The sequence below is a fragment of the Pseudoalteromonas luteoviolacea genome (genome assembly GCF_001750165.1).
GTDB classification, from domain to species: domain Bacteria; phylum Pseudomonadota; class Gammaproteobacteria; order Enterobacterales; family Alteromonadaceae; genus Pseudoalteromonas; species Pseudoalteromonas luteoviolacea_G.
Map to the genome: position 1 here is coordinate 663,955 of NZ_CP015411.1, position 23,880 is coordinate 687,834.

The following is a 23,880-nucleotide window of genomic DNA, read 5'->3' on the forward strand; positions in this document are numbered from 1 at the left end:
CTAGGGGGAGTTATGGAGAGCGTATTCAAGCGTGCACAGGGTAAAAAACTGTCACATCGAAAGTCACAGGGTGTACACGGTGTTTGCCAAAAGTCAGAGGCAGACTCTAAACAATTATTGCAGCAGTTTCAGGATGTGATTAAGCATGTTGAAACCAATGCCGAAGATGAAGGATCGTGTAAAGATGCATTACGACGTCTTTATACCAGCCATGAGTCCAGTTTTTCTGCCAAGAAAGTGACTGGTCCGCATGAGTAACAAGGAGGTGTCATGAACTTTTCAATTCATAATGCGCCTATCAGCACGCGGGCGTGGATGATAGTGGTATTATTTGCCATTGGTTTGTTTGCTAACTCTTTGTTGGATGCGCACAACACCAATAAGCATATGCGTGCGAATTACGAGTATGGCGTGCAGCTGATCATCGAAAGTGCGCTGGGTGTGATCAATCACTATTATGAGCAAAGTAGAAGCGGCGCAATCAGTGAAGAAGAGGCAAAGCGGCTAGCCTTGGTGTCGATTACCGCAATGCGTTTTGATAATGGCAATTATATCTTTGTTGCTGACAAAGACGGTATACAGCTCGCATCGGGGCTCAAGCATTTACTTGGGACCAATATTTTGCCGCTCAAAGACGGTAACGGAAAGTTGTTTGTTGAAGAGCTATACGCAACAGGTAAAAGCGGTGGCGGGTTTGTTGAATACCTTTGGAAAACCTCACCAGATGCCACCGAACTGACCCCCAAGACCAGTTATGCGGATTATTTCCATGAATGGGATTGGATGATAGGCACCGGCATTAATATTACCGCCTTAGAAGAAGACATTGCACAGTCGCAGATGATCTCATTAATGAATGTGGTTATGGTATTAGCAGTGTTATCTACCTTGGTGATTTACTTTATTCGTAGCATTACAAAGCCCATAAAGAGTACGGTATCTGCGATGCGAGACTTGGCCAGTGGCGAGGGAGATTTAACCCAGAGGTTAAAAGAGGAAGGCAGTAAAGAGCTGATTGATTTAGCACAATACTTCAATCGCTTTGTTGGCTCAATCCAAGATATTATGCTCAGTGTTAGTGCTGCGGGCACGCAGTTATCTGATTCAGCGAATCGATTATCTTCTTCGGTTTCATCGGTAGATATGAATTTGAATCAACAAAGAAACGATACCGAACAGTTGGCTGGTGCTATGAGTGAGATGCTCACTGCGGTGACGGAGGTATCGGGCAGAACGGTTGATGCTTCGGAATTCAGTGTTAAAGCGGCCAAGCAAACTGAGCAAAGCTTAGAGATCATTGAATGCAATATTCAAAAATCACAATTGTTGGCACAAGACATTGGTGAAGCCAGCCAAGTGATAGCGCGACTGGCAGCCGATAGTCGCAATGTGGATACGGTATTAGAGGTGATCCGAGGCATTGCAGAGCAAACCAATTTATTGGCCCTCAATGCGGCGATTGAGGCAGCTCGTGCCGGTGAGGCTGGACGAGGCTTTGCGGTGGTGGCTGATGAAGTACGCACCTTGTCACTGCGTACACAAGAGTCAACGATTGAAATTCAAACCATTATTGAAAAACTTCAAGCAGGGGCAGAGCAAGCTGTAGAGGTGATGAGTAAAGGCGCTGAAAAAGCGTCAAATACCTCAGAGATCTCATCATCAGCAGGTGATGCGCTTAATGAGATTGCACAAGAGGTCCACGCGATTCAAGGCATGAACCAGCAGATATCTGCCGCCACTGAGCAGCAAACGATGACGGTGAATGGTATTAATCAAAATGTGGCCAACTTAAACGATGGCTCGACTTCGCTTGCCAGTGAGTCCACGTTAATGGCCACCGCCAGTGAGGAGCTGAGTCAGGTGTCTGAAGACATGATGAGAATGATCAACCGCTTTAAACTGGCGTGATGAGAGGAAATACTCACTAAAATTAACGTGAGTATGTTTGCTCAGCAATTTACAAAAACCAGCGTTGAATCTGGTTTTTGTTATTCGTATTTTAAGAGATGGCACTGCTATGTTTTTGGCCTCAGGGTGTCAATGATTTTGGCATCTACCCAATGGGGGCCGCCTTCGACATAGCGGCTGCCGTCAGCTTTGGTTTTTACATCGCCTTTCCAATAAAACAAGTATTTGCCATCTGGCGTGACTTTAGGTCTTTGTTCATACCGTGGGGTATTGATGGTATCGCCCATATTGATGGCCTTGCCCCATGTGCCGTCTTTTTGCTTAAAGCTGATGAAGATATCAGGCGTATTTGCTCCGTCAGCTTCGGCGTCCCACATCAAATAAGATTCATCTGGGGCAATAAAAGGGTGAGCAATATATTTGCCTTGATTAATGGCTGAACTCATTTTAATCGGGGTTTCATAGTGGCCATTAATACGTCGCGAATAGCTCATATGACCGCTACCATCTTTTAAATCTAACACATAAAAATAGTGAGTACCGGCAGATGATGTTGTGTAGCCGACCACAGGAATGTTTTTAAACACAGGAATATTTTTAAGCTTTTCAACACTTGGGCTGAATTGCTCACTATATGTTTTGACTTGTTCGGCAGGAATTTGCTTGTGATACCACTGGTTGTTTTGGTATTGCATGACGTAAAAAGTGGAGTCGGCCTGCTCACCATAGCGGGTGAAAGACAGGGCGCTCATGTCAGGTAAAAACAGTACTTCACTTTCAAGGTACGCATCAGTATCAACAATGCCAGGGGCGAATGGTTTAGGTGTTAAAGTGGGCGGTGTTTGCCCAAGATAAGGCCCAGTGGTTTTCGTGTCGGTGTTAATTGGATTGCTTGCTTGTACTGTTACATTGCTACCCAACAGGAGAGTGAATGCAATAACGCTTTGTAATTTTAATTGTGTGGTCATACGAGCCTCTTAAGTTTAATGCAATATGACCACAGGCTATATGGCAAACTAAATTGAACAACTTAAAACACCTTAAATCTTCCAAAGTATAGATGTGGGAAAATATATCTATAAATTTCATATTGTTAAGTGTAGGGTATAAAGGAGCTAAGCAAGGTGGTCAAACGGGTTTTTGGCTCAGCCTGATGATAAATCAAAGTATCTTGCAAAGTTCCAAGGTTACTTTTGTTATTTTTGCATGTGACGTACTGAGTCAATCATAATAAAAATAGGGTTTTACAGTGGATAAGTGTGACTCAAACAATGGGTTGGGAAATTGTAGAGGGGGCCAATGAAACATAGTCAGCAGTTTCAGTTGGGCCCTTGGCGTGTATGCCCCAAGCACAATAGCATCAGTAATGGCGAGCAGACACGGACGCTGGACAATAAAAGCATGCAGCTATTGATGCTTTTGATCCATGAAGCGGGCAATACGCTTAGCAAAGACCGCATCTTTGAACAGGTGTGGGCGGGTAAAGTGGTCACAACGGATATTTTATCCGTCACGATGAGTAAAATTCGCAAAGCCCTCGATGATGACGCTCGTAACCCTAAATTTATTAAAACAATCCCGAATGAAGGATATGTTTTAGTTGCACAAGTTCAAGAGATTGAGCGTGAACCTCATGAAGTCAGGACAAAAAAATTTTTACTGCCAATTAAATACAGGCTAATGCTGGGCTTAATTGTCCTCAGCGTAACTATATGGCAATGGATATTAAGCCGTGAGGATGGCGACATTGAGCAGATACACATTGACTCAATTGCCGTAGTGCCCTTCGAGGATTTGAGTGCTCAACAAGACAGTCAGTATTTTGCGGCAGGTCTATCTGATGAGATCATAGCTCAGCTTTCTCAAATTAAATCCCTGAAAGTGATTTCTAGAGACTCTTCGTTTCGCTACCAAAATAGCAATCATGTCACCGAAATTGGGCGTGCACTGCAAGTTGAGAATGTATTGCTTGGCAGTATTCAAAAAGTAAGTGAGCAACTACGTGTTCAAATTCGGATCGTCAATTCCCAATCTGGTCAATTACTATGGTCAAAAAGATTTGATGGTAAAACATCCGATGCTTTTGAACTTCAAGATGATGTAAGTACTTACTTGAGGTGGGTGATCTCTCCTCATTTTCAGAAGGGACAACCTGAGCAATTGAGAGTTAATGCACAGGCGTATGAGTGGTACTTAATGGGTCAATATCATTGGCGTCAACGCAGCCCTGAGGCATTGCACAAAGCGGTTAGTTATTTTCAACACAGTTTAGACCTTGAGCCTGATTATGCTGATGCGCATATTGGTTTGGCCATTAGTTACGCCTTTTTGCATACTTATGGCAATCAGCCCGAGCTGGATGCAATAGATGCGGCGATGCCACACATTTCAGCTGCCTTGCAATTTAAGCCACACTCGCCCATGGCATTGGCAACGTATGGGATGCTGTTATCGGATAAAGCCAAAGCAACTGGAGATTTTGCACTGTACCGACAGGCGAAAATTGCTTTTGAGCAGTCTCTAGCGGTGCAAAACAGTGCAATTACCCACCTATGGTATAGCACAATGCTTACCCGTATGGGTAAACAGTCAGACGCGGTTTCACATTTAGAACAAGCAATCGTTTTAAATCCGCTATCAGCACCTTTAAAACGGGCGTTGAGCTTTTTATTGATGTCGATGGCTAGACCCGACTCTGCACAGCGTTTATATCAGCAAGCGCTTCAATTAGAAGCCAACTCAGATACTCGACTACTCGACACTGCAAAAGTGAATAGGCATTCTGCCTCTTCTATTTCTCAGATGTTTACCTGGCACCAACAGGCACCTGAGCTTTTCGATACGTGCTCTAGTATTGAAGTGTGTGAGCAGCAGGTATTGGCGTATTTAAGTGTGGGCGCAAAACAGGCTGCAGCGCATTTATTAGAAAAAATGCAGCCACTGCATGGCCATTTCAGACATACTTTACACCTACTGACATTAAGTGAGCAGAAGCAAAACAGGCAGATTTTAGCACGGATACAAAATCGCGTATTTCAACTACCTTACAGTGCGCAAGCCCGTCTAGAGTTGGCGTATGCGCAATTTCGCGGTGAACAATTCGAGCCGGCAAAACAGACTTTGCTGCAACTTTATCCCCAGTGGCAAAATCACAGTGACCGAGGCTCTTTTGATTTGACGGCAGATAATTATCAAGCGGTTACCTTGTATGCCGCTGTGATAAAGCAGCTAGATAACACGGAATATGCAGCGTCTTTATTTCAAGAGGTCGATAAGTTTCTGCAGCAGCAACTCGTGTTTGATCAAACTCAAGTGCGGTTTGTACTGGCCCAAGTGCATGCGCAGCTTGGTAATAAGAAACAGGCACTGGTTTATTTAAGCCAAGCCCTTGAAATGGGGTGGATAGAATCTTTTCACCAGCAGTGGTGGACATTGACGCAAGATCATTTACTCGCCCCATTGCAAGGCGAAATGCAATTTAAAGCCTTGCTAACACAACACGCGCAAGTGCGTGAAGATTTGCGTATACGACTCAACCGTGGCGCAGGATAATTGAAACCGATTACGCTGAGTAATGAATGATATGGTCAAAGTCATGTGGGTAATGACTTTGGTCACTTACTTGCCTGAAACAACCAGTCCACATCCAATACGGCTACCAGAACCACCGATAGGTTGAGTGAGGTGATCATCTTCATTGGCATGGATCATCAGTACGGAGCCATTGTCATCCAATAAGGCGGGTTTGTTACCGCGACCGCTGATTGAAACAAGTTCGGTATACAGCTCCACATGCACCGTGCCATCTTCACGAACAATTAAATTCGGTAAGTTACCTTCGTGGGGCCCTTCAGGGTGATAATATCCATGCGGTTTTCCCGATGGCATGATGTGCCCTTTTGCTTTTTTGAAATGGTGCTTGTCAACGCAGGTGCCGACTTCATGGAAGTGCATGCCATGTTTACCCGCAGGTAATTGTTGGGCAATGATTTCAATCACGACACCTTCATTGCCTTGGGTATAGTGAGCTGTGCCAACTTGTTTGCCTTGGTTATTAATGATTTTACTATGCGCCATTTCACCAATTTGATGTGTTGCCTGAACATGTGTAGAGATAGCAGCGCAGAAGAAGGCGGTTATACCTGCTGCTAAGAATGCTTTTTTCATTTTCTATTCCTTAATACACTTATTGCTAGATACCAAGCGCTCAATAAATATACTTTTTTGCTATATGAGGTGAGCCACTATGGCATTAGGTATAAGTAGGCTAAATACGAAACGTCCCTAATATATGATCATGCTAAGCGTTATAAAACCAAGTATTTGAAGGGTTATTGCGCTTTTGGATAGATTTTGTTCATAGTGAAAAGTGGCATAGACAAGGTTAGCGCGACGTTGATGATGAAAAACGAGGGGCCAATCAAGGCCCCGCCAGATTATTTATACGTTTGTGCTAAAAAATCTATGTGTTGCAATATTTCGTCAACGGTTTCTTGTAATTCACTTCCCATGCGCAAGTGCTCATTTGGATAGGTACTTTCCATGAGTGACATCAAAGCGTAATAAAGAGGTTTAAAGCGTTCTGATAAGTCATACTCCTTGAACCAACGGCAGACTAAATTAGTTTGACCTTTTGCTAAAAAGAAAGTGAACAGTTGGATCAGCGTTTCCTCATAATCATCAATTTGTTGAGCACAAGTGCTTAAGATTTGACTCATTTTTTCAGCAGCTTGGTCAAATTGGTTATTCCACAATAAAATTTGAATAACAAGGGGGTTACTTGCTTGCGGTATCTCTTCAATTTGTGCAATTAAGGAAAGGGCATGCTCCTTCGGTTTGAGCTGCGGTTGATTAAAATAAAGGGAAGCCAGTTTTAATTGAGCAATAGGGTCTTCGGAAGCGACTTCTAGTAGGTGCTTTTCAGCAAGATCATACTTGGCTTCTTGAGTGTAAATAAGGGCTAGTAGCTTATGTGCAGGTGAAAAGTTATCTTGCTGATACGAGTTCAATGCATGTGTTTTGGCCTGTTCCAGTTCATTTTTAGCGAGATAAAAATGAGCGGCAATGAAGTTGTAATGGAGTAGTTGCTCTGTTTGCAAGTAGGATTCTACGGCGTCCAATTTACCTTGATATATACGAGAAAAAACAAGTGAAATATAGAGGCGTTCATCGGTATTACCTTTGCTGATCTCTGTTAATGCCAGTGTTTCAGCCTCATCATATTTGCTTTGTTTTTGGTAGATGGCAAGTAGTGTAAATAGTGCTTCATCCTCACCTGCATGATATGCAAGCAGCGCATATTTTTCAGCAAGTTCCATTTTATTTCTATCATAATAAAAGTTGGCTAGTTTGCTTTGACTGCTCTCAACCTTTTTTTCAATTGCCAAGAGATAGTGCTTTTCAGCCTCTGAGAAGTCGCGTTGCTTTACATAGGCATAGGCTAATAGTAATGCAGCTTCAAAATAGCCCTCCTTAATACATTCATACGCCAACTCAATTACTTGGTCTGTTTGTTCTTGTATAGAGTAAATGACCAGCAGCATGAAACGCGCACCAGCATCGTCAAGTTGCTTTAAATAGTGCTCAGCCTTTTCAAATTGCTCTAATATATAATAAAAACAGCCTAGCATGAGAGTATTGCTGCTCTCTAATAGTTTCTGTTCTAGTTGCTGAGTCTCTTTCGTGGGGGTTTTATCGCCATGTTCAAGAAGCAATTTGAGTAGTTTAACTAACTCTTGATCCTGTTGTACGGCACTGCTTTCAATGGGGAGCAGTTCTTTTTGCAGGTTGCCATTCCCTGATTTATCTAAAAATTGAGAGATGGCAGAGGAAATTTTTGTTTTTTCGTCAAATGGAAGCTGCTCACTGCAGACAAAAGCATTGGCAATCATAACTGCTGCGTGCGGGTGACATTCCCGGTTAAGTTGCTGAGCAAACACATTGGCTCTTTTTAATAAATCCTCTCCAGAGCACCATATTTCCATAAACTGGGTGAGCCAGATACCTTTTTTCTGTCTTTACGACGCCCATAGCGCATTAAGTACCAAATATTGAAAAAGCGTTCTTTTAAAGCATATAAGTGGTTTTTGGTGTGAGTTGTGGTTTTTTCGATGATCCACTGCTTTTCAAGTTGCCTGAGCTGTGCGGAAATTTGCTTGCTGGGGAGTCTTGTTTTCTCGGTAAGTTCTTTGACTGAGATCGCATCCCAATTAAGGGCAATGGCATTGACGATGGGCTTTTGCTGAGCGGTTAAATCGTCCATACGATGTTTGTAAAGGGGGGTTGTTTTATCAATGGTTTCTTCTAGTAGCCTAAATGTGCTGCCTTTTGCACCCTCTACTAGTATATTGAATAATATAACCATGGTACGCGGAATATCCCCAGTTAAGCGGCGGATGGACTCGACTTTTTCCGGCTCATTTTTTAACAGTAATTTGAGTGTTTGTTGTTCTTTTTCACCGGCATGTTCACTGAGTTTATTGAGCAGTGCAATCGTTTCATTCTTTTTCAAGCCGGTTAGGGTTTCTACGGTAAAAAATTGATAAAAGGGGGCCGTATTGTCAAAAAAGGCTTCGAGCCTAACGGCTGAGCCACCAAAAATACGGATATTATTATTGGTAGTGAGGACTTCTCGGAGTATCTCCCCTTCGTGTTGCGAAAACGGCTCAAATAACTCGGCGATATTATCAATAAATAAGATAATCTTTTTATTGTGTGTAATGAGCGTTTGATCGATGACAGCAATCAGCTGTTTTATTTCGTTATCCTCTAGATCATCCACTGTCTCGAACAAGGTACCAAACAGGGCGCTGTTAAACTCGGCCAACTCTTCAGCGAGCCGCTCCCAAAATGTAAAGAGTGAGCTAATCCCATACTCTTCTTCTTTGAACGTGATTGGTATGAGCCAAGAGGAGAGTTGTTGATCTTCTTCGACCTCAATTGCCAACCGGCGCAACATGGTGGTTTTTCCTGAGCCTCTAACACCTTGTATAATATAGTGTTGTTCAGGGTGTGCCATATCGGCATCTTTAATTGATTGCCACAGCTTCTTATATTGCCTTAGCCTGATAACAAAGTTGCTTTTTACCATATGGGCTGAAGTATTTTGAGTATTATAAAGCTTAATACCCTCTTTGTAGTTATCTAGCTGCATGGCGCCTCCACCACTCTTTTAACATAGGAGATGTAAATTCAAATGCATCGTCGCCATTTTCGAAAATGTAGCCATCATGTTTTAGGCAGTCGATGACGTAACTGGTATTAACGGCGGCATTGGTTGGTGATGCCTTGATATTGTGTAAGTCAGATAATGTGATTTCACCATGTGCTGCAATATGATTGAGCGATTCATATGCAAATCTTTGCTCGCTCTTTTCTAACCTATTCAGTCGCTCAGCCCAATGGTTGAAGTTTGACAGGTAGTTTTGTGTAAATAGCTGCTCATAAGCAATATCAATGTCTTGCTGTGATGGGCAGGTTATGTCATTTTCACAGCAATGATCTTCGACACTCAATACTAAGGTCTCGATATAATAGGGCATGAACCACCCCAACCTTTCTAACAAATAGAGTTTTATCTCATTGGACAATAGCAGGTTTTCTTTATCTTCAGTGGAAACAAAATCGATAAACGTCAGTGCTTTTTCAGTAGTTAAAGGGGTCACTGTGACGGTCATCAATACATTGATTAGATCGGATAAGTTTAATTTATTTACAAGCGAATCTAGCCCAATAGAGCCGGTGAAAATAAACTGAATGTTTTGATCTAAACTTGGCTCCTGAACAAGCTCTCGGCAGCCTGCCAAAAATTGCTCAGCTGCAGCTTGGCCATGTTCAGTATGTATTTTTTCCAATACGTCAGGGAATTCATCAATGACTATTATGAGCTTTTGGTTTATTTTGATTTTCTCAAGTACTGCTTTGAGGTCATGGTGTGTTAGGAGTTGCTCTTGGTTAGCAAACTCGATACCAGCTTCACTGATGTTGAGTCCTTTTATACTAGTTTTTAAATCATTTAGCTTTTCAGTACTCCACTGTGTGAGTTTACTGAGTTTATTGGTAAATTCTGATCTAAATAAGTTATCAATAATACATTTGTAATATTCATGAACTGAAGGGCAAGATTGCACTATGTTATATAAGAATACATAACCCTCTTTGGGTTGAGATTCCAAATGCCTAAGTAGCGATGTTTTTCCAACACGCCTAGGTGCTAGTAATAGTAGGTGACTGCCACGCTTCAAACGACGCCATATTCTATTTTCATCTTTTTCTCTTGGAAAGTAATACTTTCCAAATGCCACTTGCCCAGCCATTGGAGCCTCCTTTGACAACAGTTCTATAGTTAAGTATGTTGACAATAAATTTATTGTCAGAAGTGTATTCGCGAAGGATGGCTTTATGTTCAGCGTCTGACAGTACTATATAACCTGCTTATGCTAAACGAATAAATGCAAGATGTGCACTTTAGATCTCAAAGATTAGGTAATGACAAGGGGCACGCTTAACTTGTTTAGTTGTTCTACTGGGCTGTGTAGATAAAGGTGGAGAGCGGCAATATCATATTTACTGCCGCTTGGTCAGGCTAAATATATGAAGTTTAATCCTCAGGTCCATTCATCGTAAAGACCAAATGTTTGCGCATATCTTTTAAGATAACGCCTTTTTTCACCATGGCGGCGCTAAGACGTTTTTGCCATTTGAGTAAATCGGGTTTTGCCGCTTCCAAGGCTTGCTCATTCTCGAATTGAAAGCACAGTAATAAAGAACTCGGAAATAAATGAAATTCCATATCAAACCAGCATTGTAGCATGCCGGGGATCTCTTCTCGCGCTTGTGCTTCGAGTCTATCTGCCACATCAAGTACGAGTGCTTGTTGTTTTTCTTGCACTTTAGAGAGTTTTTTCATCAGGGGCTCCGATTCTGCTGTGAAATAGGGTGCGATGCTGTGGATTATAACCAAGTAAGGTCTATGACAACAACGCCAAAGCATGGCTGCTCAGTTGATGGCAAGGTGCCCGACCTTCACCAATATAACTGTCGGTTGCTCAACAAACGGTGTATGTTGGCTTAAGTGCGGGTTTCGAAGCCAAGAGCCTTGTGGATATTGACCTTGTTCATCAATAAACGCGCCTTCAAGCACTAGGATCTCCTCCCCACCAAAATGTGTGTGCGGGATAAATCGCTCATTGGCTGGCCATTTGACTAACGCCGTATGTTGCTGCGCGAAGCTATGCAGTGACATCACCTGCAAATTACCTTGCCCTTGTTGCCAAGGTGTTTCATGTGTGTTTACTCTGACGGTTGTTAGGTCCTGCTCATCAAACTGATTGAGTTTTACAAAAATCACACAGCCATGTTTGCTAAATGGCGCATGCACACTATTTGGCGGATTTCGTAAGTAGGTGCCTGCTGGATAGTCACCATGTTCATCAGAGAAAACCCCTTCAAGAACAAATATCTCTTCACCAAACGGATGTGGATGAGGCTTAAAGGCGGAACCAGCCTCGTATTTTACAATACTGGTAGTGTGCCCAGACTCTTTGTCCTCGCGTTCTAATGGTTTACGCCAAACCCCTTTGGCGGGGCTAGCAAGCCAAGGTTGCTTGGCTGTGTTAATAATTACTCGCTCTGCAAAATTCATGTTTAGCATATGCTGACCTCTTTGGTTTAAAGCACCGTTTCAAAGTGTGTTAGTTTCTACCTGCCATCACACCGCCATCGACATCCATAATAGTGCCAGTCACCCAACTTGCTTCATCGGATAATAAAAATAAAATACTGTTGGCAACATCATCTGGTTCACCAATACGGCCTATGGGATGGAATTCATTAAATGCAGCTAAGGTTTGCTTAATTTCTGCTGGTGGTATGAATGCGCCATAAATGGGGGTGTGTACGACTGCCGGTGCAACGGCATTGACGCGGATGTGGTTATCCGCTAATTCCATCGCGAGGTGCTGGGTAAGCGCGTGGAGACCAGCTTTAGCCATAGAATATGCACTAGAGGGGGTAGCTTTGATTGCTTGTTTCGCCCACATTGAACCAACATTGACCATGTTACCCCCATTGAAACGTTGCATATTCTTAACTACGCCTTGCGTGAGTAAAAAGGTGGCTTTATTTAAATCATGGTATTTGTCATAGTCTGCAAGTGAATGCTCAATAAAAGGCGTGGGTGAGAAATAACCTGCTGCGTTAACAAGGTAGCGATAGTGTGTTGAAGAACTCGCGACTTCTTCTGCGAACGTCATCACTGACTGAGTGTCATACAGATTGATTTGTTTGCCAGTGACGGTGCCAAACTCACTTAATGCACTGATCGCAGAATCTAACTTGTGTTGATTATTAGCGACAATCTCGACTGAGACGCCTGCTTGTAAAAGTTGCTTAGCCGTTGCGTATCCCATACCGCTTGAGCCACCAATGATAAGGGCAATGCCTGAATTTGAAAAAGTCATAATCACATCTCTTGTTTTAAAAAGTCGTGATAAGATTAAATTTAATAAAAGCCTCTGAATAGTAAGTACAATTTGGTTAGCTAGGTACTTTTTGGTACATCTTTATGACATCACAAGAAAAAAAATTTTCAAGAAAGTTAGCGCCACAATCCAGCGCGCGCATGGTAGAAACCATTTATGGCTGTAAATGGTCTTTGACGGTATATCAGCTATTGAATGCAGGGGTAAACCGGCCCGGAGAAATGGTGCGTCAAGTTGAGGGCTTATCGACCAAGGTGCTCAACCAATGTTTAAAGCGTAATGTTGAATTTGGTATTTTAGATAAACAGGTTTTTAATGAGCTCCCCCCTCGAGTGGAATACCTAGTAACACCATTTGGAGAAAAGTTTTTGGCCATTTTAGAACAACTAGAAGCACTACAAATAGAAATTGATAGTGAGTAAATAAGAGTATTATGATGACAGCTAGACAAGTTGCGCAGTTTGTATGCGTACTTTTGAGCAAAGGATAGCCGTGTCAGTCAATAAATCAGCACATCCATAACTTGAAAATATATATCATTCCTAATCATTCTTTGCAGTATCGCAATAATTTATTACTGTGCACACTAGATAAAAATTCCGATTTATCTTCTTTTTAGAATTTCTCTCGTACGAATCATTCAAAGGTAACTATATGTCCTTCATCGCCATGGTGAGCCTTGCTGTTTTTGCTGCAATTCTCATTATTTTATTTCAAACCCAGAAAAAAGGGGCAACACTTTCTCGCCTCGTTTTAATCGGCCTGTCATTAGGCAGCGTATTTGGTCTTGCCTTACAGTTTTTCCTGGGAGAGGGACATCAAGCCATAACTGAAACCCTAAATTGGACCAATGTAGTTGGCAGTGGTTATGTTGCACTGTTGAAAATGATCATTATGCCTTTGGTATTGGTGTCTATGGTGGCAGCGGTTGTACGATTAGATAAGTCGGGGGCTTTGGGCAAAATTAGTGGTATCACGATTTCAGTGCTGGTAGTGACGACCATGGTAGCAGCGCTGATCGGTATTTTTATTACTCAATTATTTGGGTTGAGTGCTGAAGGTTTGACAGAAGGCGCACGCGAAACATCTCGTATTGCCGTGCTGGAGTCTCGCAGTGAAACCGTCAGTGATTTGTCAATTCCACAAATGTTACTGAGCTTTATCCCAACCAATATCTTCCAAGACTTAGCGTGGGAGCGTTCAACTTCTATCATCGCGGTGGTGATTTTTGGTATTTTGGTAGGCATTGCAGCGCGTAAGGTGATGAGTGAACGTGAAGAGCTAGAAGCACCCATCCGCACATTTGTTGAAACCCTACAAGCGGTTGTGATGCGACTGGTGAAAATGGTGATTTCACTGACACCATATGGGGTTGCGGCGCTGATGGCAAAGGTAGTTGCCACATCAAGTTTGGCTGATATCACAAATTTATTAGGCTTTATTGTCGCATCTTATGTGGCTATTTTCTTAATGTTTGTGGTACATGGAGTGTTAGTGGGTCTATTTGGCGTCAGTCCAAAGCAGTTTTTCCAAAAAATCTGGCCTGTACTTACATTTGCGTTTACGTCTCGCAGTAGCGCAGCCACTATTCCACTGAATGTTGATACGCAAATCAACAAGCTGAATGTACCGCCTGCGATTGCAAACTTATCAGCGTCATTTGGTGCGACGATTGGTCAAAATGGGTGTGCAGGTATTTATCCTGCGATGCTGGCTGTGATGGTCGCACCGAGCGTCGGTATCAACCCGATGGATATTTCATTTATATTATCGCTCGTTGCCATTGTTGCTATCAGTTCATTTGGTATTGCAGGTGTGGGCGGTGGTGCAACATTTGCGGCATTGATTGTACTACCTGCCATGGGCTTACCAGTGACCATCGCTGCATTGCTTATTTCAATTGAGCCATTAATTGATATGGCACGTACGGCATTAAATGTATCTGGCTCGATGACAGCGGGTACTATTACGCACCGTATTTTAGGAGAAAAAGCTCAAGTGCAAGCGCCTGCTGAGTCTGCTGCTCAGTCTTCTTAATGATAAAAAATAGGGGCCTGTATGGCCCCCATTTTTACCTAGTCACTGCATTTTTTAAGTATGCACGTCACGTTGTTTCTTTATGTTTTTGTGGTTGCCAGTCAATAACCGACCTATTACGGTGTGCTTGACTGCAAAGTGGTAGGTTAGCAGTGAGATGCTCAGGGTACCCACTACACTGATAATGAGCTTTACAATGGCTGGTAACGCTGTATTTATCAATGGCATTTGTATGTATAGCAGCACGGGAACATGGATTAAATACACCCAATATGATGCGTCGGATAAATAACGACAGATGTTATTTTTCTGGTTAAAAAAGCGGTAGCCGAGCAAGAGAATTAGGGTTGTCCAGCTGACTATGGCCACTGCTTGAATCGCCACGACTTGCATATGTTGTATACCGCTTGGGGTAAATGCGCCTTGCTTGGCCGCTGCGATGACCTGTTGAAGAGTGGGGGCCTCAGGCAGGTAAACTAAGTAAGCAGTCAATGAGAGAATTGCGGTGAGCGACAAGGGTAAAATAGCGCTATGAGCGCGCTTGAAAAGAGCTGGATTGTGGAAAAGAATAATGCCAAATAAATAAAAAGCACCATAGAAAGTTAATGCCCAAAGTTGTGGCAAAAGCTTATCGGGCGCCGGAAATGGGGTAGGCTGGGCGAGCAATGTCACAAAGCAGCACGCCATCAAAATGAGCGGATATATAGCCATATTAACGGTACAATTTAGCCTCTTATGTAGTGACCCTGAGATGTGGTAAACACTCCAGTGCAACAGGCAAAGTTGTATTAAAATCCACAAAAACCACAAATGCGCAGTGCTTATTTGAGGCTCAGTCATGGCATTAAAAGCGGCATAAATAGGTGGTAAAGGTGTTGCTATGTCAGCCCCCCAACTCAGTACATGAATAAACGATGCAATGACCAGAGGTAAAAATACTAAAAATGGCAGCAAGATACGTTTTAGCCTTTGCTTAATAAATGTCGCAGCGCCTTTTTTAGTGATGATTAATGCGCTACAAAACCCAGCGATGACAAAAAAGACTGGCATTCGAAATAAGTGTAACCAATGTGTCAGGCCATCAAAAATCACAGCCTTGCTTGAGTCTGCACTGAGCCAAATGTTATGAAAGTAAGGGCTGTACGCCAAAGCGGCATGAAATACGATGCCAAGCAGTAGTGCAAAACACCGTAAATTATCAATAAAATTAAATCTAGATGGGGGATGCATGAGTGACCTCCATGATGCTGAGAATGTTCACATGCTAGCGTGTTCAGTCTTTTCCTAACCAGTCACATTTGGTCTATTTTCACTATGACATCTGTCACTGTTTTTGGCCCGAGATATTTGCAATAATGGCTCAAAAAATAAAAGCGTGCTCGCAATGGATATTCAAATAAGACACACGACGGACTGGCGGTTTTCAACCATTGCCTCATGGTTGGGAGTGACGTGTGCCTGTGCCTATTTTGCCAACTCACCGATTGCCTTGATGTTGCAGTTACCAGTCAGTTTATCGATACTATTGCTGCTACTTTATGTGCTCAAACACCCCAATAAACACGTCTTTGCAGTTGCCCTTGGTTACTTGATTTTAATACTTGGACTGATCCCTCTTACCTCAACATCTTTGCTTTTTATTCATTTGGTGATGTTTGCAGCGGTGTTTAGCCCGCACTTTTCTTTTGCCAAGGTAATGGCAGCTATCACCTTGGCAATGACAGTATACGGTATTGAGCATTTTGACAGGTGGCAAGGGGATATTCCTTGGGTAACGTTTGTCGTTTGGTTGTTTTTTTGCAGTATGAATTGGTTTGTAAGCCGCCGTATTATTGAGAGTTTAAATATGCATTACCAATCGCGCCAAAACTATAAAGAGCTTAAGGCGGCGCAGCACATGATGGGGGCGATGTCAGCTTTCCAAACGCGGCAGCATATTTCTCGAGAGTTGCATGACTCGCTTGGTCACAAACTCACTGCTTTGAGTATTCATCTTGATTTTGTAAAACGCACAGCGCCAGAGAGCGTTGCCGCAACTGTGAATACTTGCCATCAATTAAGCCAACAAGCACTGTCTGAAGTACGGGATATTGTCTCTACACAGCGCAGTGATAAACCTTTATTAAAAGAGGCGCTAGAAGGCATATTTACATTGACGCCAACGCTGGCATGTAGTCTAGATGTTGAGGTAAAAGATGCGTCTATTTCACAGCAGCACGCCTTGTGTATCGTACGTTTTTGCCAAGAGATGGTCAGCAATACACTAAAGCATACTCAGGCTCAGCAGTTCCATTTTAAAGTTCAGATTGTTCATCAATCCGATAGGCAGTATGTGTTAGCAAAGGCTTGGCACAACCAGCCGGAGTCTTGCATTCCGAAAATGGGCAATGGGCTGTCGGGTCTAAAAGAGCGCACTGAGCAACTCCATGGTGATTTTCAACAGCTGCTGGAAGGTCATCGCTTAGTCAGCATGATATCACTCCCTCTAGAGCAAGGAGATAGCCATTGATTTCGTGTTTATTGGTTGAAGATCAGACTTTAGTAAGGCTTGGGCTGGCTAATTTACTTAATTTAAGTGATGCAATCTGTGTCGATGGCCAAGCTGAAAATGGCGTGGATGCGCTAAGTCAGCTCGAACAGCGAGATTTTGATGTGGTGTTATTGGACATGCGTATGCCTGAGTTAGATGGCTTAGGGGTCTTACGTGCGCTGCAAAACAACATAAAAAAGACACCACCAATACTGATTATTACTACCTTTGAAGATTGCGAAGTGCTGGTTAATGCTATGGCTTTAGGTGCGAAAGGGTATGTATTAAAAAACATTGAATTAGAAGAGTTAATTGATGCCATTAAGCGGGTGGTTGCAGGGGAGAAAGTGTTGCAACCCGCACTGACGGATTATTTGCTGCAAAAGCAGATAGCGCCACAACTGGTATTGACGACAAAAGAGTTACAGGTATTAAAGTGTCTATCTTTGGGTATGGCGAATAAATCCATTGCTGAAGCGTTAAGTAACTCTGAGGGGACAATACGTAATCATGTGTCAAATATACTCGCCAAACTTACAGTGCAAGGTCGCACTCAGGCGGTGCTTAAAGCAATAGAGTTGGGTTTAGTTTAAAACCATGTGGTATTGATGTTGCCGGGCAATGAAAGGCTAGGATGCTCATCACATCCTAGGCTCTTTTCAATCTAGCTTGTGGCTTTAGCGTTCTGGCATACGCAATTGTGGCAGTGGCAAATTGATTGGATCTTGACTGACTGTTTTGCCAGCCAAAAATGTTTTCATTCGAACTAGCACCTCAGGTGAGCTGGTATACAAGTTATGTCCAGCATGATTGACAGTGATATGGGTGAGATTACTAAGGCCCTTTACTGTTTGGGCTTGTGATTCTGGATAGGTGCGACCATCTAGACTCCCAGAAAATAGCAATGTTGGAATCGAGGATTGCACTTCTGTTCTAAATTCATCGCCTAAATCTAGTTGGTTATCTAGCATGTTCAAGTGTGGCATAGGGAAGTTCAATTGCCCTGCGAGCAGAGAAGTCCGTGCTTGTTGCTTCACTTGCGCTAAACGCGCAGCAGAGATCCCAGATGCAATATCCATCGCCAGTGGCATCAGTTTAAACGTGATGGGCTCATCGTTAAACATACCGCGCTGAAGCACTGCGCTTAATAGTTCAGTGTTGTCATTATCTAACCCGAGATAAATATGCAGCAGTATTGCAAGGTAGTGATTAGGGTCCGCAATCATTTTACCGGCTAGTGTTTGCAAGTGATGAGTTTGGAAAAGCAGCTTTGTCATGGAGCCATCTCTATTTTGTATAGTTATCTGCTTGGGCGTTTCATCTAATTTTGCATGTACTCGTTTCATCAGGGCAGACAAGTTTGGTATGTCTGTTTTCAATGCTTGTTGATCGATGACTACTTGTAACTTTTTAAAATAGAGGTCTGTTTGTGCTGGAAGCTTAACAGTCTGATTGAGGCCTTCAGCACTGGCAATGATCACCTTATCAATGTGTTGGGGGAATAGTTTCATAGCGGCTAGGGCTAAGTGACTGCCATATGAAATACCCCATAACGTGACCTTATCTGCGTTTAAGTGGGTACGTATATCGTCAATGTCTAAAGCGTTTTGGTTAGAATTATATCCATAAATATCATAACCTTGTGATTTCCATGAGGCAAAGCACTCGCGAGCCGCTGCTCGGTAGCTTTGGGTTACTTGCTCGGCACTGATGACCTTATTTAACGCGAGTTTGTGCGTTGATACACAAGGTGCCGCTTGCTCGGACTTACCTGTGCCTCTTTGATCTAGTGCGATGACGTCACCAAATTCTCTGAGCGCTTGAAATAATGGGTAGCGTCGCCATTTGGCCGTGCCGATACCTGAGCCGCCGGGGCCTCCAGACAGATAAACAATCGGTGAGCCTGATTTACTGCCTGTGGCAGGAAAGCGTACATAGTTAACTCTGATTTTTCGGCTATTCGGGTTATCTCTATTTTCAGGTACCCATAAGTGACCTTCAACAGCATCAGTGGTTTCACCACTGTTTGCCGTGAATAGAATTTGTTTTTCGTTGTCATAAAGCTTCAGAGTGGGTGTTTGCTCATCGGCAACATTATAAAAGCTACACGCCAATGTTAAAGTGGCTACTAAATGATTTGTAAATCGCATAAGATTGCTCCTGTATTGGTCTGCATCAATTAAACGCAGTATGTACTTTGAGGGGTAGCAAACTTCTTTGAATGACCTGATATTAAAGGGTTACAGGGTGAACGGTAGTTAAATTCTGGTAAGTGGTAAAAGGAAAGTGAGAGAGTGTGAACAGTCATTTTGTATTTTATTTCGTGGCGACGTTGTTCTTCAGTTGTTTCGTGAGTGTTGCGTATGGTAGCCAGCAACTAGTGCCTTTTGATCGCAGTGCAGAAGTGACGGTTTGCCCATATATCACATCCGAACCACCGGACTTTTTAAGCCCTGCATGTAAAGTTACTCAGTTATCAAAGCTTGACCCGCAAAATCAAGCTATATGGGTAAAGTTAGAGTTTGAACGCACGCAGAGACTTACCGAGCTCTCGCCACCATACGGGTTATTTTTATTTGCGAAAGCGGCATCTCGTGTTTATCTCAATGGGGTTTTAATCGGACAAAATGGTCAGCCAGCCGCTGATAAGTCAGAGCAAATGGGAAAAATGGATCAGGTAATGTATGTACCTGAAGAAATATTAGTGTCGCAAAATAAGCTGGTATTGGCCTTGTCGGCTCACCATAGCCTAATCACACTTGATTACCCTGTTCATTATTTAGGAATTGGTGAATATGGAGACCCTAAGCAATATATTCAATCATTTAGTCGTCTTGGTCTGATCTTGATCGGGGCTTTTTTGCTCGGTGCTTTGTATTTTCTAACTATTAGCTTTAGGCATCAGGGAAGACGAAACTTTAAATTGTTCTCGGCGCTTTGCTTATTAGCGGCCCTACAACTGGGCACAGAGATGTCTCGTGGTTTATTTAATTACGATTATCTTTGGCAGGATATTCGGCTGCTCTTGGTCGTCGGGTTATCATTTTTGTTCGGTGTGATATTACTGATTTACAGCTCCTTTAAAGTGGCAGGAAGTCGCGCTTGGCACTGGATATATATTGGCGGATTCTTATCTCTGAGTGCGGTACTGTTTGCGCCAGGCTTTGATGTTAAGGCGACCGCTGGGATTTTTATTCCGCTGCTATTTAGTCTGGTGCAAATAGCCCTGTTTTGGTGGCAAAGTCGTGATACATCATTATTAAATTGGTTTGTGGTTCAGTGTACGGTTGCAATCACGATTTGCCTTGCGGCTGCGAGTTTTCATGAAATTATATACTTTGTAATTATTGCACTGTTGTTAGCTTTTTTATTTGTACGACAAGCAAGAGAGTATAATTTGCAGCAAGCGCAGTATTTTCGTGATCAGTCGCATATCGCTAAGCTCGAGTTGAAACTTGCACAAAATCAACAATCACATTCGCCAACGAAGCTTGAATTGTCTGTTGCAGGTAAAACAGACTATGTCACGATGACGGATATCGCTTATTGTAAAGCGGCGGGCGACTACGTCGAACTCTATATGAAAAATGGGACTGACAAACTCTATTCAGGGCCGTTAAAGCAGCTTGAATCGAGTTTGCCTTCCATGTTTGTTAAGACGCACCGCTCTTATCTGGTTAATTTGAACGAAGTGCTTACCTTGCACAGTGCAAATAACCAGCACGCTCTGTTGCTCACAGTCGGTGAAACGGTGCCTGTGAGCCGCCGCTTGGTACCAAGTGTGAGAGCGACGTTAAAGGAGTCGGTGAACTAGCTTCAATACTCTGCCTTGTGAAACACAGCGGCAATCTTCTTCTGTGGAGCGTTTAAATCGTAGCGATATGTGGTCATATTGATAATAAGTAGGCGAGTAAAGTAGCTCGCCTGTAACTTCAACCAAAGTGTAGCGGATAACCTATGATGGTAAGTAAGCTTAAAGCAAGTTATTGTTTTTTAATTGTGCTTCCAATGCCGCTTTATTAAAGCCTTTGATTAAGCCATCGGAGACTAAAATAATAGGTAGGACTTCTCCTCCTAATGCCTCGAATTCTTTGAGGGCTTCAGGGTCTTGCTCAATGTCTACGTTGATAAACTTGATATTACGCTGTGATAAATATTGAACGGCTTTTTTACAAAAAGGACACCATTGGGTTGTGTAAAGCTTGACTGGTGTCTGTGCAGTTACACCATAAGGGGCATAATCCCCTTTTTCTATTTGTTGGCTTGCAAACACGCTTTGCACAGCCTGCAGTCCATAGGTTCCAGCTGCCCAACCGATACCCAGAGTGAGAAAAAATAGAGCGAGGTACTTTATTGTATTCATTAGATTACCTATTCACAAATAGATGAGCGATAACGACGTTATCGCTCAAGGTTATGCGTATTATGCACAATCACGCATACACTGGGCTTTAATTGTACGGCAGTTGTAGCCTGGAGTACCGCCCATTAGGCATACATAATATTGATAACCACAGTAATTTTCTAATGTGCCAAAGCCTTTCCAGTTACAACCATTGGTATAGTTAGCAAAGTTACTCGCTGATACTGCAAGTGAAGTACCTAGCCCCATGGCTGCACCGATAACGGCCATTGCTATTTTTTTATTCATTTTTATATTTCCTTTATCATTATTTACGTGAACGAAATGTGTTCACATTTAAAAATTTAATGTGTTTGTATATTTTTTGTCAACAACTGTGGGGGCGGCTGTGGTGATTAAAATTCATACATATATGCCATGTGTGGCTTTTAACTTTATAAAATGAAAAATATGCATAATAAATTGAAATTAATGAATTAATTAATCTTTCTCGACAAGAGGCTGTGTTAAGGATAGCGCCGAATAATACGCTTTGTGCTAGATATAAAGGGTAGTTGTACTCCCCATTTAGGCATTAATTTTTAGATTCAATACAATCGACTAAATCATTACTTACATGATAAGCCTAGTAGAGGCTCAATAGTAAATTGAGCACTAAGTTGTGTGATCTGATCCAGCTCAGTATTAAGCAATATTTTTAAACCTACTGCGCTATGTATTACTTGATCATCGGTTTAGAAATAGAGGTCTTTGGTGTCATTTAATTCTATTATCTACGCATTTACGCACCGCATATCCACTTGCGCTTTTACTCATCAATAGCAGAGCTGCCTTTTTATTGCCTTGTCGGTTGGAGGCTTTTTGCTGCACCATGGGTGTGTAGTGAGAGTTAACTGATTATACGCATGTTGTTTTTTCCACTCCCACGCCACTGGGAAGTCTTTGCTACGACATCAGAGTTTTAATTTGAATAATAATTTCTTTTATTAACTCGGCTGAATGACATTTTTTTGTGTGATAAGAAGTTTTAAATGTAACATCAAGATTTGTAATCTATTATGTTTTCTTGAAATGTTCATACAGTGGCTTTCTAATTACTTATGGTTCCTAAAAATTAACTGTGCGAATAAAAATTCTTTTATTTTGAATTTTAATTCCATATGATAGGGGCTCATTAATAGACTTACTTATCTGTGAAAAAGGTAAATTGCTCGTGCGTACTACAGAACTTGTCGATGGTTTTCGTCAGTCTACTCCTTATGTGAATGCTCACCGTGGTAAAACATTTGTTGTTATGCTTGGCGGAGAGGCGGTTGATCAACCAGGCTATCGCAGTATCATCAATGATGTTGCCTTACTTACCAGTTTGGGCATTAAAATCGTATTGGTATTTGGTGCAAGGCCTCAGTTTGATAGTGCTCTGGCAAATGCGGATATTCACAGTGAATTTCACAATCACATTCGCGTAACTGACAGCGACTCTTTGCAAATTATTAAGCAAGTGAGTGGTGCTATGCAGTTAGACATTACGGCAATGCTGTCAATGTCGCTCAGTAGTACCCCAATGTCAGGTACTTCTCTTAATGTTGTCAGTGGTAACTTTGTGATTGCTCAGCCCATTGGGATCGACGAGGGCGTTGATTATCATCACTCAGGTCGCGTACGTCGTATTGATGTTGAGGGGATCCGCCATCAGCTGGATAACAACAGTATCGTGTTGCTTGGTCCTATATCTGCTTCTGTGACAGGGGAGAGCTTTAATTTAACTGCTGAAGAAATCGCAACTCAAGTGGCGTTGCGCCTAGATGCCGATAAAATGCTAGGGTTTTGTCATGAAGCGGGTATTTTAGATGAACACGGTGAAGCCATCGCTGAGTTAATGCCTAATGAAGGTGAGCAGCTACTGGCCAAAGAACATGGTAACTCACCATGCAAAAGTGCCGCTGTGTTTTTACATGCGGCAATAGAAGCATGTCGAGGTGGTGTGCACCGTTGTCACCTTGTCAGCTATCGAGAAGATGGGGCTTTGCTTCAGGAGTTATTCTCACTTGATGGCATAGGCACACAAATCGCCCCTCAAAGTTCCGAGCAATTGCGCAGTGCGACGATTACAGACATTAATGGTGTACTCAATTTGATTCGCCCACTGGAAGAGCAAGGATATTTGGTGAGACGCTCTCGAGAGCAATTGGAAATGGAGATTGAGCAATTCACCGTAATTGAGCGAGATGGATTGATTATCGCATGTGCTGCTCTTTACCCCTTTTCAGAGGAACAAGTAGGAGAGTTTGCGAGTTTAGCGGTCCACCCACAATACAGAGATGCTGACAGGGGCAGCTTTTTATTACGAGCAGTAATTAACAAGGCACGCCGAAAAGGATATAAAGCTTTGTTTGCTTTGACTACACGCAGTATTCACTGGTTTTTAGAGCAGGGGTTTGATTGTGCAAGCATCGAAGATTTACCCGCGAAGAAAAAATCATTGTATAACTATCAACGACGGTCAAAGGTGTTGAAGCTTGATTTAACTCGATTGCCAAAAAATAGAGAAAGGATATAAA

The 23,880-nt window shown here is 42.5% G+C and carries 21 protein-coding genes; 9 read left to right on the forward strand and 12 right to left on the reverse strand.

Annotated elements, in window-relative coordinates; genetic code table 11:
- Positions 1-12 precede the first annotated feature (12 nt).
- The gene (locus S4054249_RS02740; protein ID WP_046356335.1) at positions 13-258 is read left to right on the forward strand and encodes a hypothetical protein; all 246 of its coding nucleotides are present in this window, start codon (positions 13-15) and stop codon (positions 256-258) included.
- A 12-nt stretch (positions 259-270) separates the two neighbouring features.
- Complete coding sequence (locus S4054249_RS02745) at positions 271-1,908, forward strand: methyl-accepting chemotaxis protein (protein ID WP_046356336.1); 1,638 nt, start codon at positions 271-273, stop codon at positions 1,906-1,908.
- 107 nt (positions 1,909-2,015) lie between these two features.
- Here S4054249_RS02745 and S4054249_RS02750 read toward each other — a convergent pair whose 3' ends face one another.
- A complete protein-coding gene (locus S4054249_RS02750; RefSeq protein ID WP_052960980.1) occupies positions 2,016-2,876 on the reverse strand; it encodes a hypothetical protein in 861 nt (286 codons plus the stop codon).
- Positions 2,877-3,207: 331 nt separating this feature from the next.
- Between S4054249_RS02750 and S4054249_RS02755 the strand changes: the two genes are divergently transcribed.
- Positions 3,208-5,460, forward strand: coding sequence for a winged helix-turn-helix domain-containing protein (locus S4054249_RS02755; RefSeq protein ID WP_046356337.1), 2,253 nt, complete (start codon positions 3,208-3,210; stop codon positions 5,458-5,460).
- 66 nt (positions 5,461-5,526) lie between these two features.
- Here the strand turns inward: S4054249_RS02755 and S4054249_RS02760 are convergent, their stop codons facing one another.
- From S4054249_RS02760 to S4054249_RS02790, 7 genes are all read right to left on the reverse strand, one after another.
- On the reverse strand, positions 5,527-6,075 hold the full coding sequence (locus S4054249_RS02760) for a superoxide dismutase family protein (RefSeq protein WP_052960981.1): 549 nt from the start codon (positions 6,073-6,075) through the stop codon (positions 5,527-5,529).
- A gap of 269 nt (positions 6,076-6,344) precedes the next feature.
- Positions 6,345-7,892, reverse strand: a complete 1,548-nt coding sequence (locus tag S4054249_RS02765) for a tetratricopeptide repeat protein (RefSeq protein ID WP_046356338.1) — start codon at positions 7,890-7,892, stop codon at positions 6,345-6,347.
- On the reverse strand, positions 7,859-9,061 hold the full coding sequence (locus S4054249_RS02770) for a MarR family transcriptional regulator (protein WP_046356339.1): 1,203 nt from the start codon (positions 9,059-9,061) through the stop codon (positions 7,859-7,861). The genes S4054249_RS02765 and S4054249_RS02770 overlap by 34 nt, the downstream gene beginning before the upstream one ends.
- Positions 9,048-10,223 carry an ATP-binding protein gene (locus tag S4054249_RS02775; RefSeq protein ID WP_046356340.1) on the reverse strand — a complete coding sequence of 392 codons (1,176 nt, stop codon included), beginning with the start codon at positions 10,221-10,223 and terminating at the stop codon, positions 9,048-9,050. The genes S4054249_RS02770 and S4054249_RS02775 overlap by 14 nt, the downstream gene beginning before the upstream one ends.
- Before the next feature lie 284 nt (positions 10,224-10,507).
- Entirely contained in the window at positions 10,508-10,816 is a 309-nt protein-coding gene (locus S4054249_RS02780) for a hypothetical protein (RefSeq protein WP_046356341.1), read from the reverse strand.
- A gap of 90 nt (positions 10,817-10,906) precedes the next feature.
- Positions 10,907-11,560 (reverse strand): cupin domain-containing protein, encoded by a 654-nt coding sequence (locus tag S4054249_RS02785; protein ID WP_046356342.1) that lies wholly within the window; start codon positions 11,558-11,560, stop codon positions 10,907-10,909.
- 40 nt (positions 11,561-11,600) lie between these two features.
- Positions 11,601-12,368 carry an SDR family NAD(P)-dependent oxidoreductase gene (locus S4054249_RS02790; protein ID WP_046356343.1) on the reverse strand — a complete coding sequence of 256 codons (768 nt, stop codon included), beginning with the start codon at positions 12,366-12,368 and terminating at the stop codon, positions 11,601-11,603.
- Between the two features lie 104 nt (positions 12,369-12,472).
- Between S4054249_RS02790 and S4054249_RS02795 the strand changes: the two genes are divergently transcribed.
- Both S4054249_RS02795 and S4054249_RS02800 read left to right on the forward strand, forming a co-directional pair.
- Positions 12,473-12,811 (forward strand): winged helix-turn-helix transcriptional regulator, encoded by a 339-nt coding sequence (locus S4054249_RS02795; RefSeq protein ID WP_046356344.1) that lies wholly within the window; start codon positions 12,473-12,475, stop codon positions 12,809-12,811.
- Positions 12,812-13,043: 232 nt separating this feature from the next.
- On the forward strand, positions 13,044-14,426 hold the full coding sequence (locus S4054249_RS02800) for an L-cystine transporter (protein ID WP_046356345.1): 1,383 nt from the start codon (positions 13,044-13,046) through the stop codon (positions 14,424-14,426).
- A 54-nt stretch (positions 14,427-14,480) separates the two neighbouring features.
- Here S4054249_RS02800 and S4054249_RS02805 read toward each other — a convergent pair whose 3' ends face one another.
- Complete coding sequence (locus S4054249_RS02805) at positions 14,481-15,656, reverse strand: acyltransferase family protein (RefSeq protein WP_046356346.1); 1,176 nt, start codon at positions 15,654-15,656, stop codon at positions 14,481-14,483.
- 154 nt (positions 15,657-15,810) lie between these two features.
- Between S4054249_RS02805 and S4054249_RS02810 the strand changes: the two genes are divergently transcribed.
- Both S4054249_RS02810 and S4054249_RS02815 read left to right on the forward strand, forming a co-directional pair.
- Positions 15,811-16,935, forward strand: coding sequence for a sensor histidine kinase (locus S4054249_RS02810; protein WP_046356347.1), 1,125 nt, complete (start codon positions 15,811-15,813; stop codon positions 16,933-16,935).
- A complete protein-coding gene (locus S4054249_RS02815) occupies positions 16,932-17,549 on the forward strand; it encodes a response regulator (protein ID WP_046356348.1) in 618 nt (205 codons plus the stop codon). Before S4054249_RS02810 ends, S4054249_RS02815 begins: the two co-directional genes overlap by 4 nt.
- An 84-nt stretch (positions 17,550-17,633) precedes the next feature.
- On the opposite strand, the gene S4054249_RS02820 is transcribed toward S4054249_RS02815, so the two are convergent.
- Positions 17,634-19,106, reverse strand: coding sequence for an alpha/beta fold hydrolase (locus S4054249_RS02820; RefSeq protein ID WP_046356349.1), 1,473 nt, complete (start codon positions 19,104-19,106; stop codon positions 17,634-17,636).
- 146 nt (positions 19,107-19,252) lie between these two features.
- Here S4054249_RS02820 and S4054249_RS02825 point away from each other — a divergent pair, with 146 nt between their 5' ends.
- Positions 19,253-20,770 (forward strand): LytR/AlgR family response regulator transcription factor, encoded by a 1,518-nt coding sequence (locus tag S4054249_RS02825; RefSeq protein ID WP_046356350.1) that lies wholly within the window; start codon positions 19,253-19,255, stop codon positions 20,768-20,770.
- Between the two features lie 159 nt (positions 20,771-20,929).
- Here S4054249_RS02825 and S4054249_RS02830 read toward each other — a convergent pair whose 3' ends face one another.
- Positions 20,930-21,319, reverse strand: a complete 390-nt coding sequence (locus tag S4054249_RS02830) for a glutaredoxin family protein (RefSeq protein ID WP_052960982.1) — start codon at positions 21,317-21,319, stop codon at positions 20,930-20,932.
- A gap of 60 nt (positions 21,320-21,379) precedes the next feature.
- Entirely contained in the window at positions 21,380-21,607 is a 228-nt protein-coding gene (locus S4054249_RS02835; protein ID WP_039612006.1) for a hypothetical protein, read from the reverse strand.
- A 925-nt stretch (positions 21,608-22,532) separates the two neighbouring features.
- On the opposite strand from S4054249_RS02835, the gene argA reads away from it, so the two are divergent.
- A complete protein-coding gene (gene argA / locus S4054249_RS02840) occupies positions 22,533-23,879 on the forward strand; it encodes an amino-acid N-acetyltransferase (protein ID WP_046356351.1) in 1,347 nt (448 codons plus the stop codon).
- The last annotated feature ends 1 nt before the right edge of the window (position 23,880 follow it).

What these genes read in the sequence shown, in the direction of transcription:
- S4054249_RS02775 (WP_046356340.1), bottom strand. Translation starts at nt 10,223, where the DNA reads ATGGCTGGGCAAGTGGCATTTGGAAAGTATTACTTTCCAAGAGAAAAA.
- S4054249_RS02810 (WP_046356347.1), top strand. Translation starts at nt 15,811, where the DNA reads ATGGATATTCAAATAAGACACACGACGGACTGGCGGTTTTCAACCATT.
- S4054249_RS02835 (WP_039612006.1), bottom strand. Translation starts at nt 21,607, where the DNA reads ATGAATAAAAAAATAGCAATGGCCGTTATCGGTGCAGCCATGGGGCTA.
- S4054249_RS02750 (WP_052960980.1), bottom strand. Translation starts at nt 2,876, where the DNA reads ATGACCACACAATTAAAATTACAAAGCGTTATTGCATTCACTCTCCTG.
- S4054249_RS02785 (WP_046356342.1), bottom strand. Translation starts at nt 11,560, where the DNA reads ATGCTAAACATGAATTTTGCAGAGCGAGTAATTATTAACACAGCCAAG.
- S4054249_RS02830 (WP_052960982.1), bottom strand. Translation starts at nt 21,319, where the DNA reads ATGAATACAATAAAGTACCTCGCTCTATTTTTTCTCACTCTGGGTATC.
- S4054249_RS02740 (WP_046356335.1), top strand. Translation starts at nt 13, where the DNA reads ATGGAGAGCGTATTCAAGCGTGCACAGGGTAAAAAACTGTCACATCGA.
- S4054249_RS02805 (WP_046356346.1), bottom strand. Translation starts at nt 15,656, where the DNA reads ATGCATCCCCCATCTAGATTTAATTTTATTGATAATTTACGGTGTTTT.
- S4054249_RS02760 (WP_052960981.1), bottom strand. Translation starts at nt 6,075, where the DNA reads ATGAAAAAAGCATTCTTAGCAGCAGGTATAACCGCCTTCTTCTGCGCT.
- S4054249_RS02765 (WP_046356338.1), bottom strand. Translation starts at nt 7,892, where the DNA reads ATGGAAATATGGTGCTCTGGAGAGGATTTATTAAAAAGAGCCAATGTG.
- S4054249_RS02800 (WP_046356345.1), top strand. Translation starts at nt 13,044, where the DNA reads ATGTCCTTCATCGCCATGGTGAGCCTTGCTGTTTTTGCTGCAATTCTC.
- S4054249_RS02780 (WP_046356341.1), bottom strand. Translation starts at nt 10,816, where the DNA reads ATGAAAAAACTCTCTAAAGTGCAAGAAAAACAACAAGCACTCGTACTT.
- S4054249_RS02755 (WP_046356337.1), top strand. Translation starts at nt 3,208, where the DNA reads ATGAAACATAGTCAGCAGTTTCAGTTGGGCCCTTGGCGTGTATGCCCC.
- S4054249_RS02795 (WP_046356344.1), top strand. Translation starts at nt 12,473, where the DNA reads ATGACATCACAAGAAAAAAAATTTTCAAGAAAGTTAGCGCCACAATCC.
- S4054249_RS02790 (WP_046356343.1), bottom strand. Translation starts at nt 12,368, where the DNA reads ATGACTTTTTCAAATTCAGGCATTGCCCTTATCATTGGTGGCTCAAGC.
- S4054249_RS02745 (WP_046356336.1), top strand. Translation starts at nt 271, where the DNA reads ATGAACTTTTCAATTCATAATGCGCCTATCAGCACGCGGGCGTGGATG.
- S4054249_RS02770 (WP_046356339.1), bottom strand. Translation starts at nt 9,061, where the DNA reads ATGCAGCTAGATAACTACAAAGAGGGTATTAAGCTTTATAATACTCAA.
- S4054249_RS02820 (WP_046356349.1), bottom strand. Translation starts at nt 19,106, where the DNA reads ATGCGATTTACAAATCATTTAGTAGCCACTTTAACATTGGCGTGTAGC.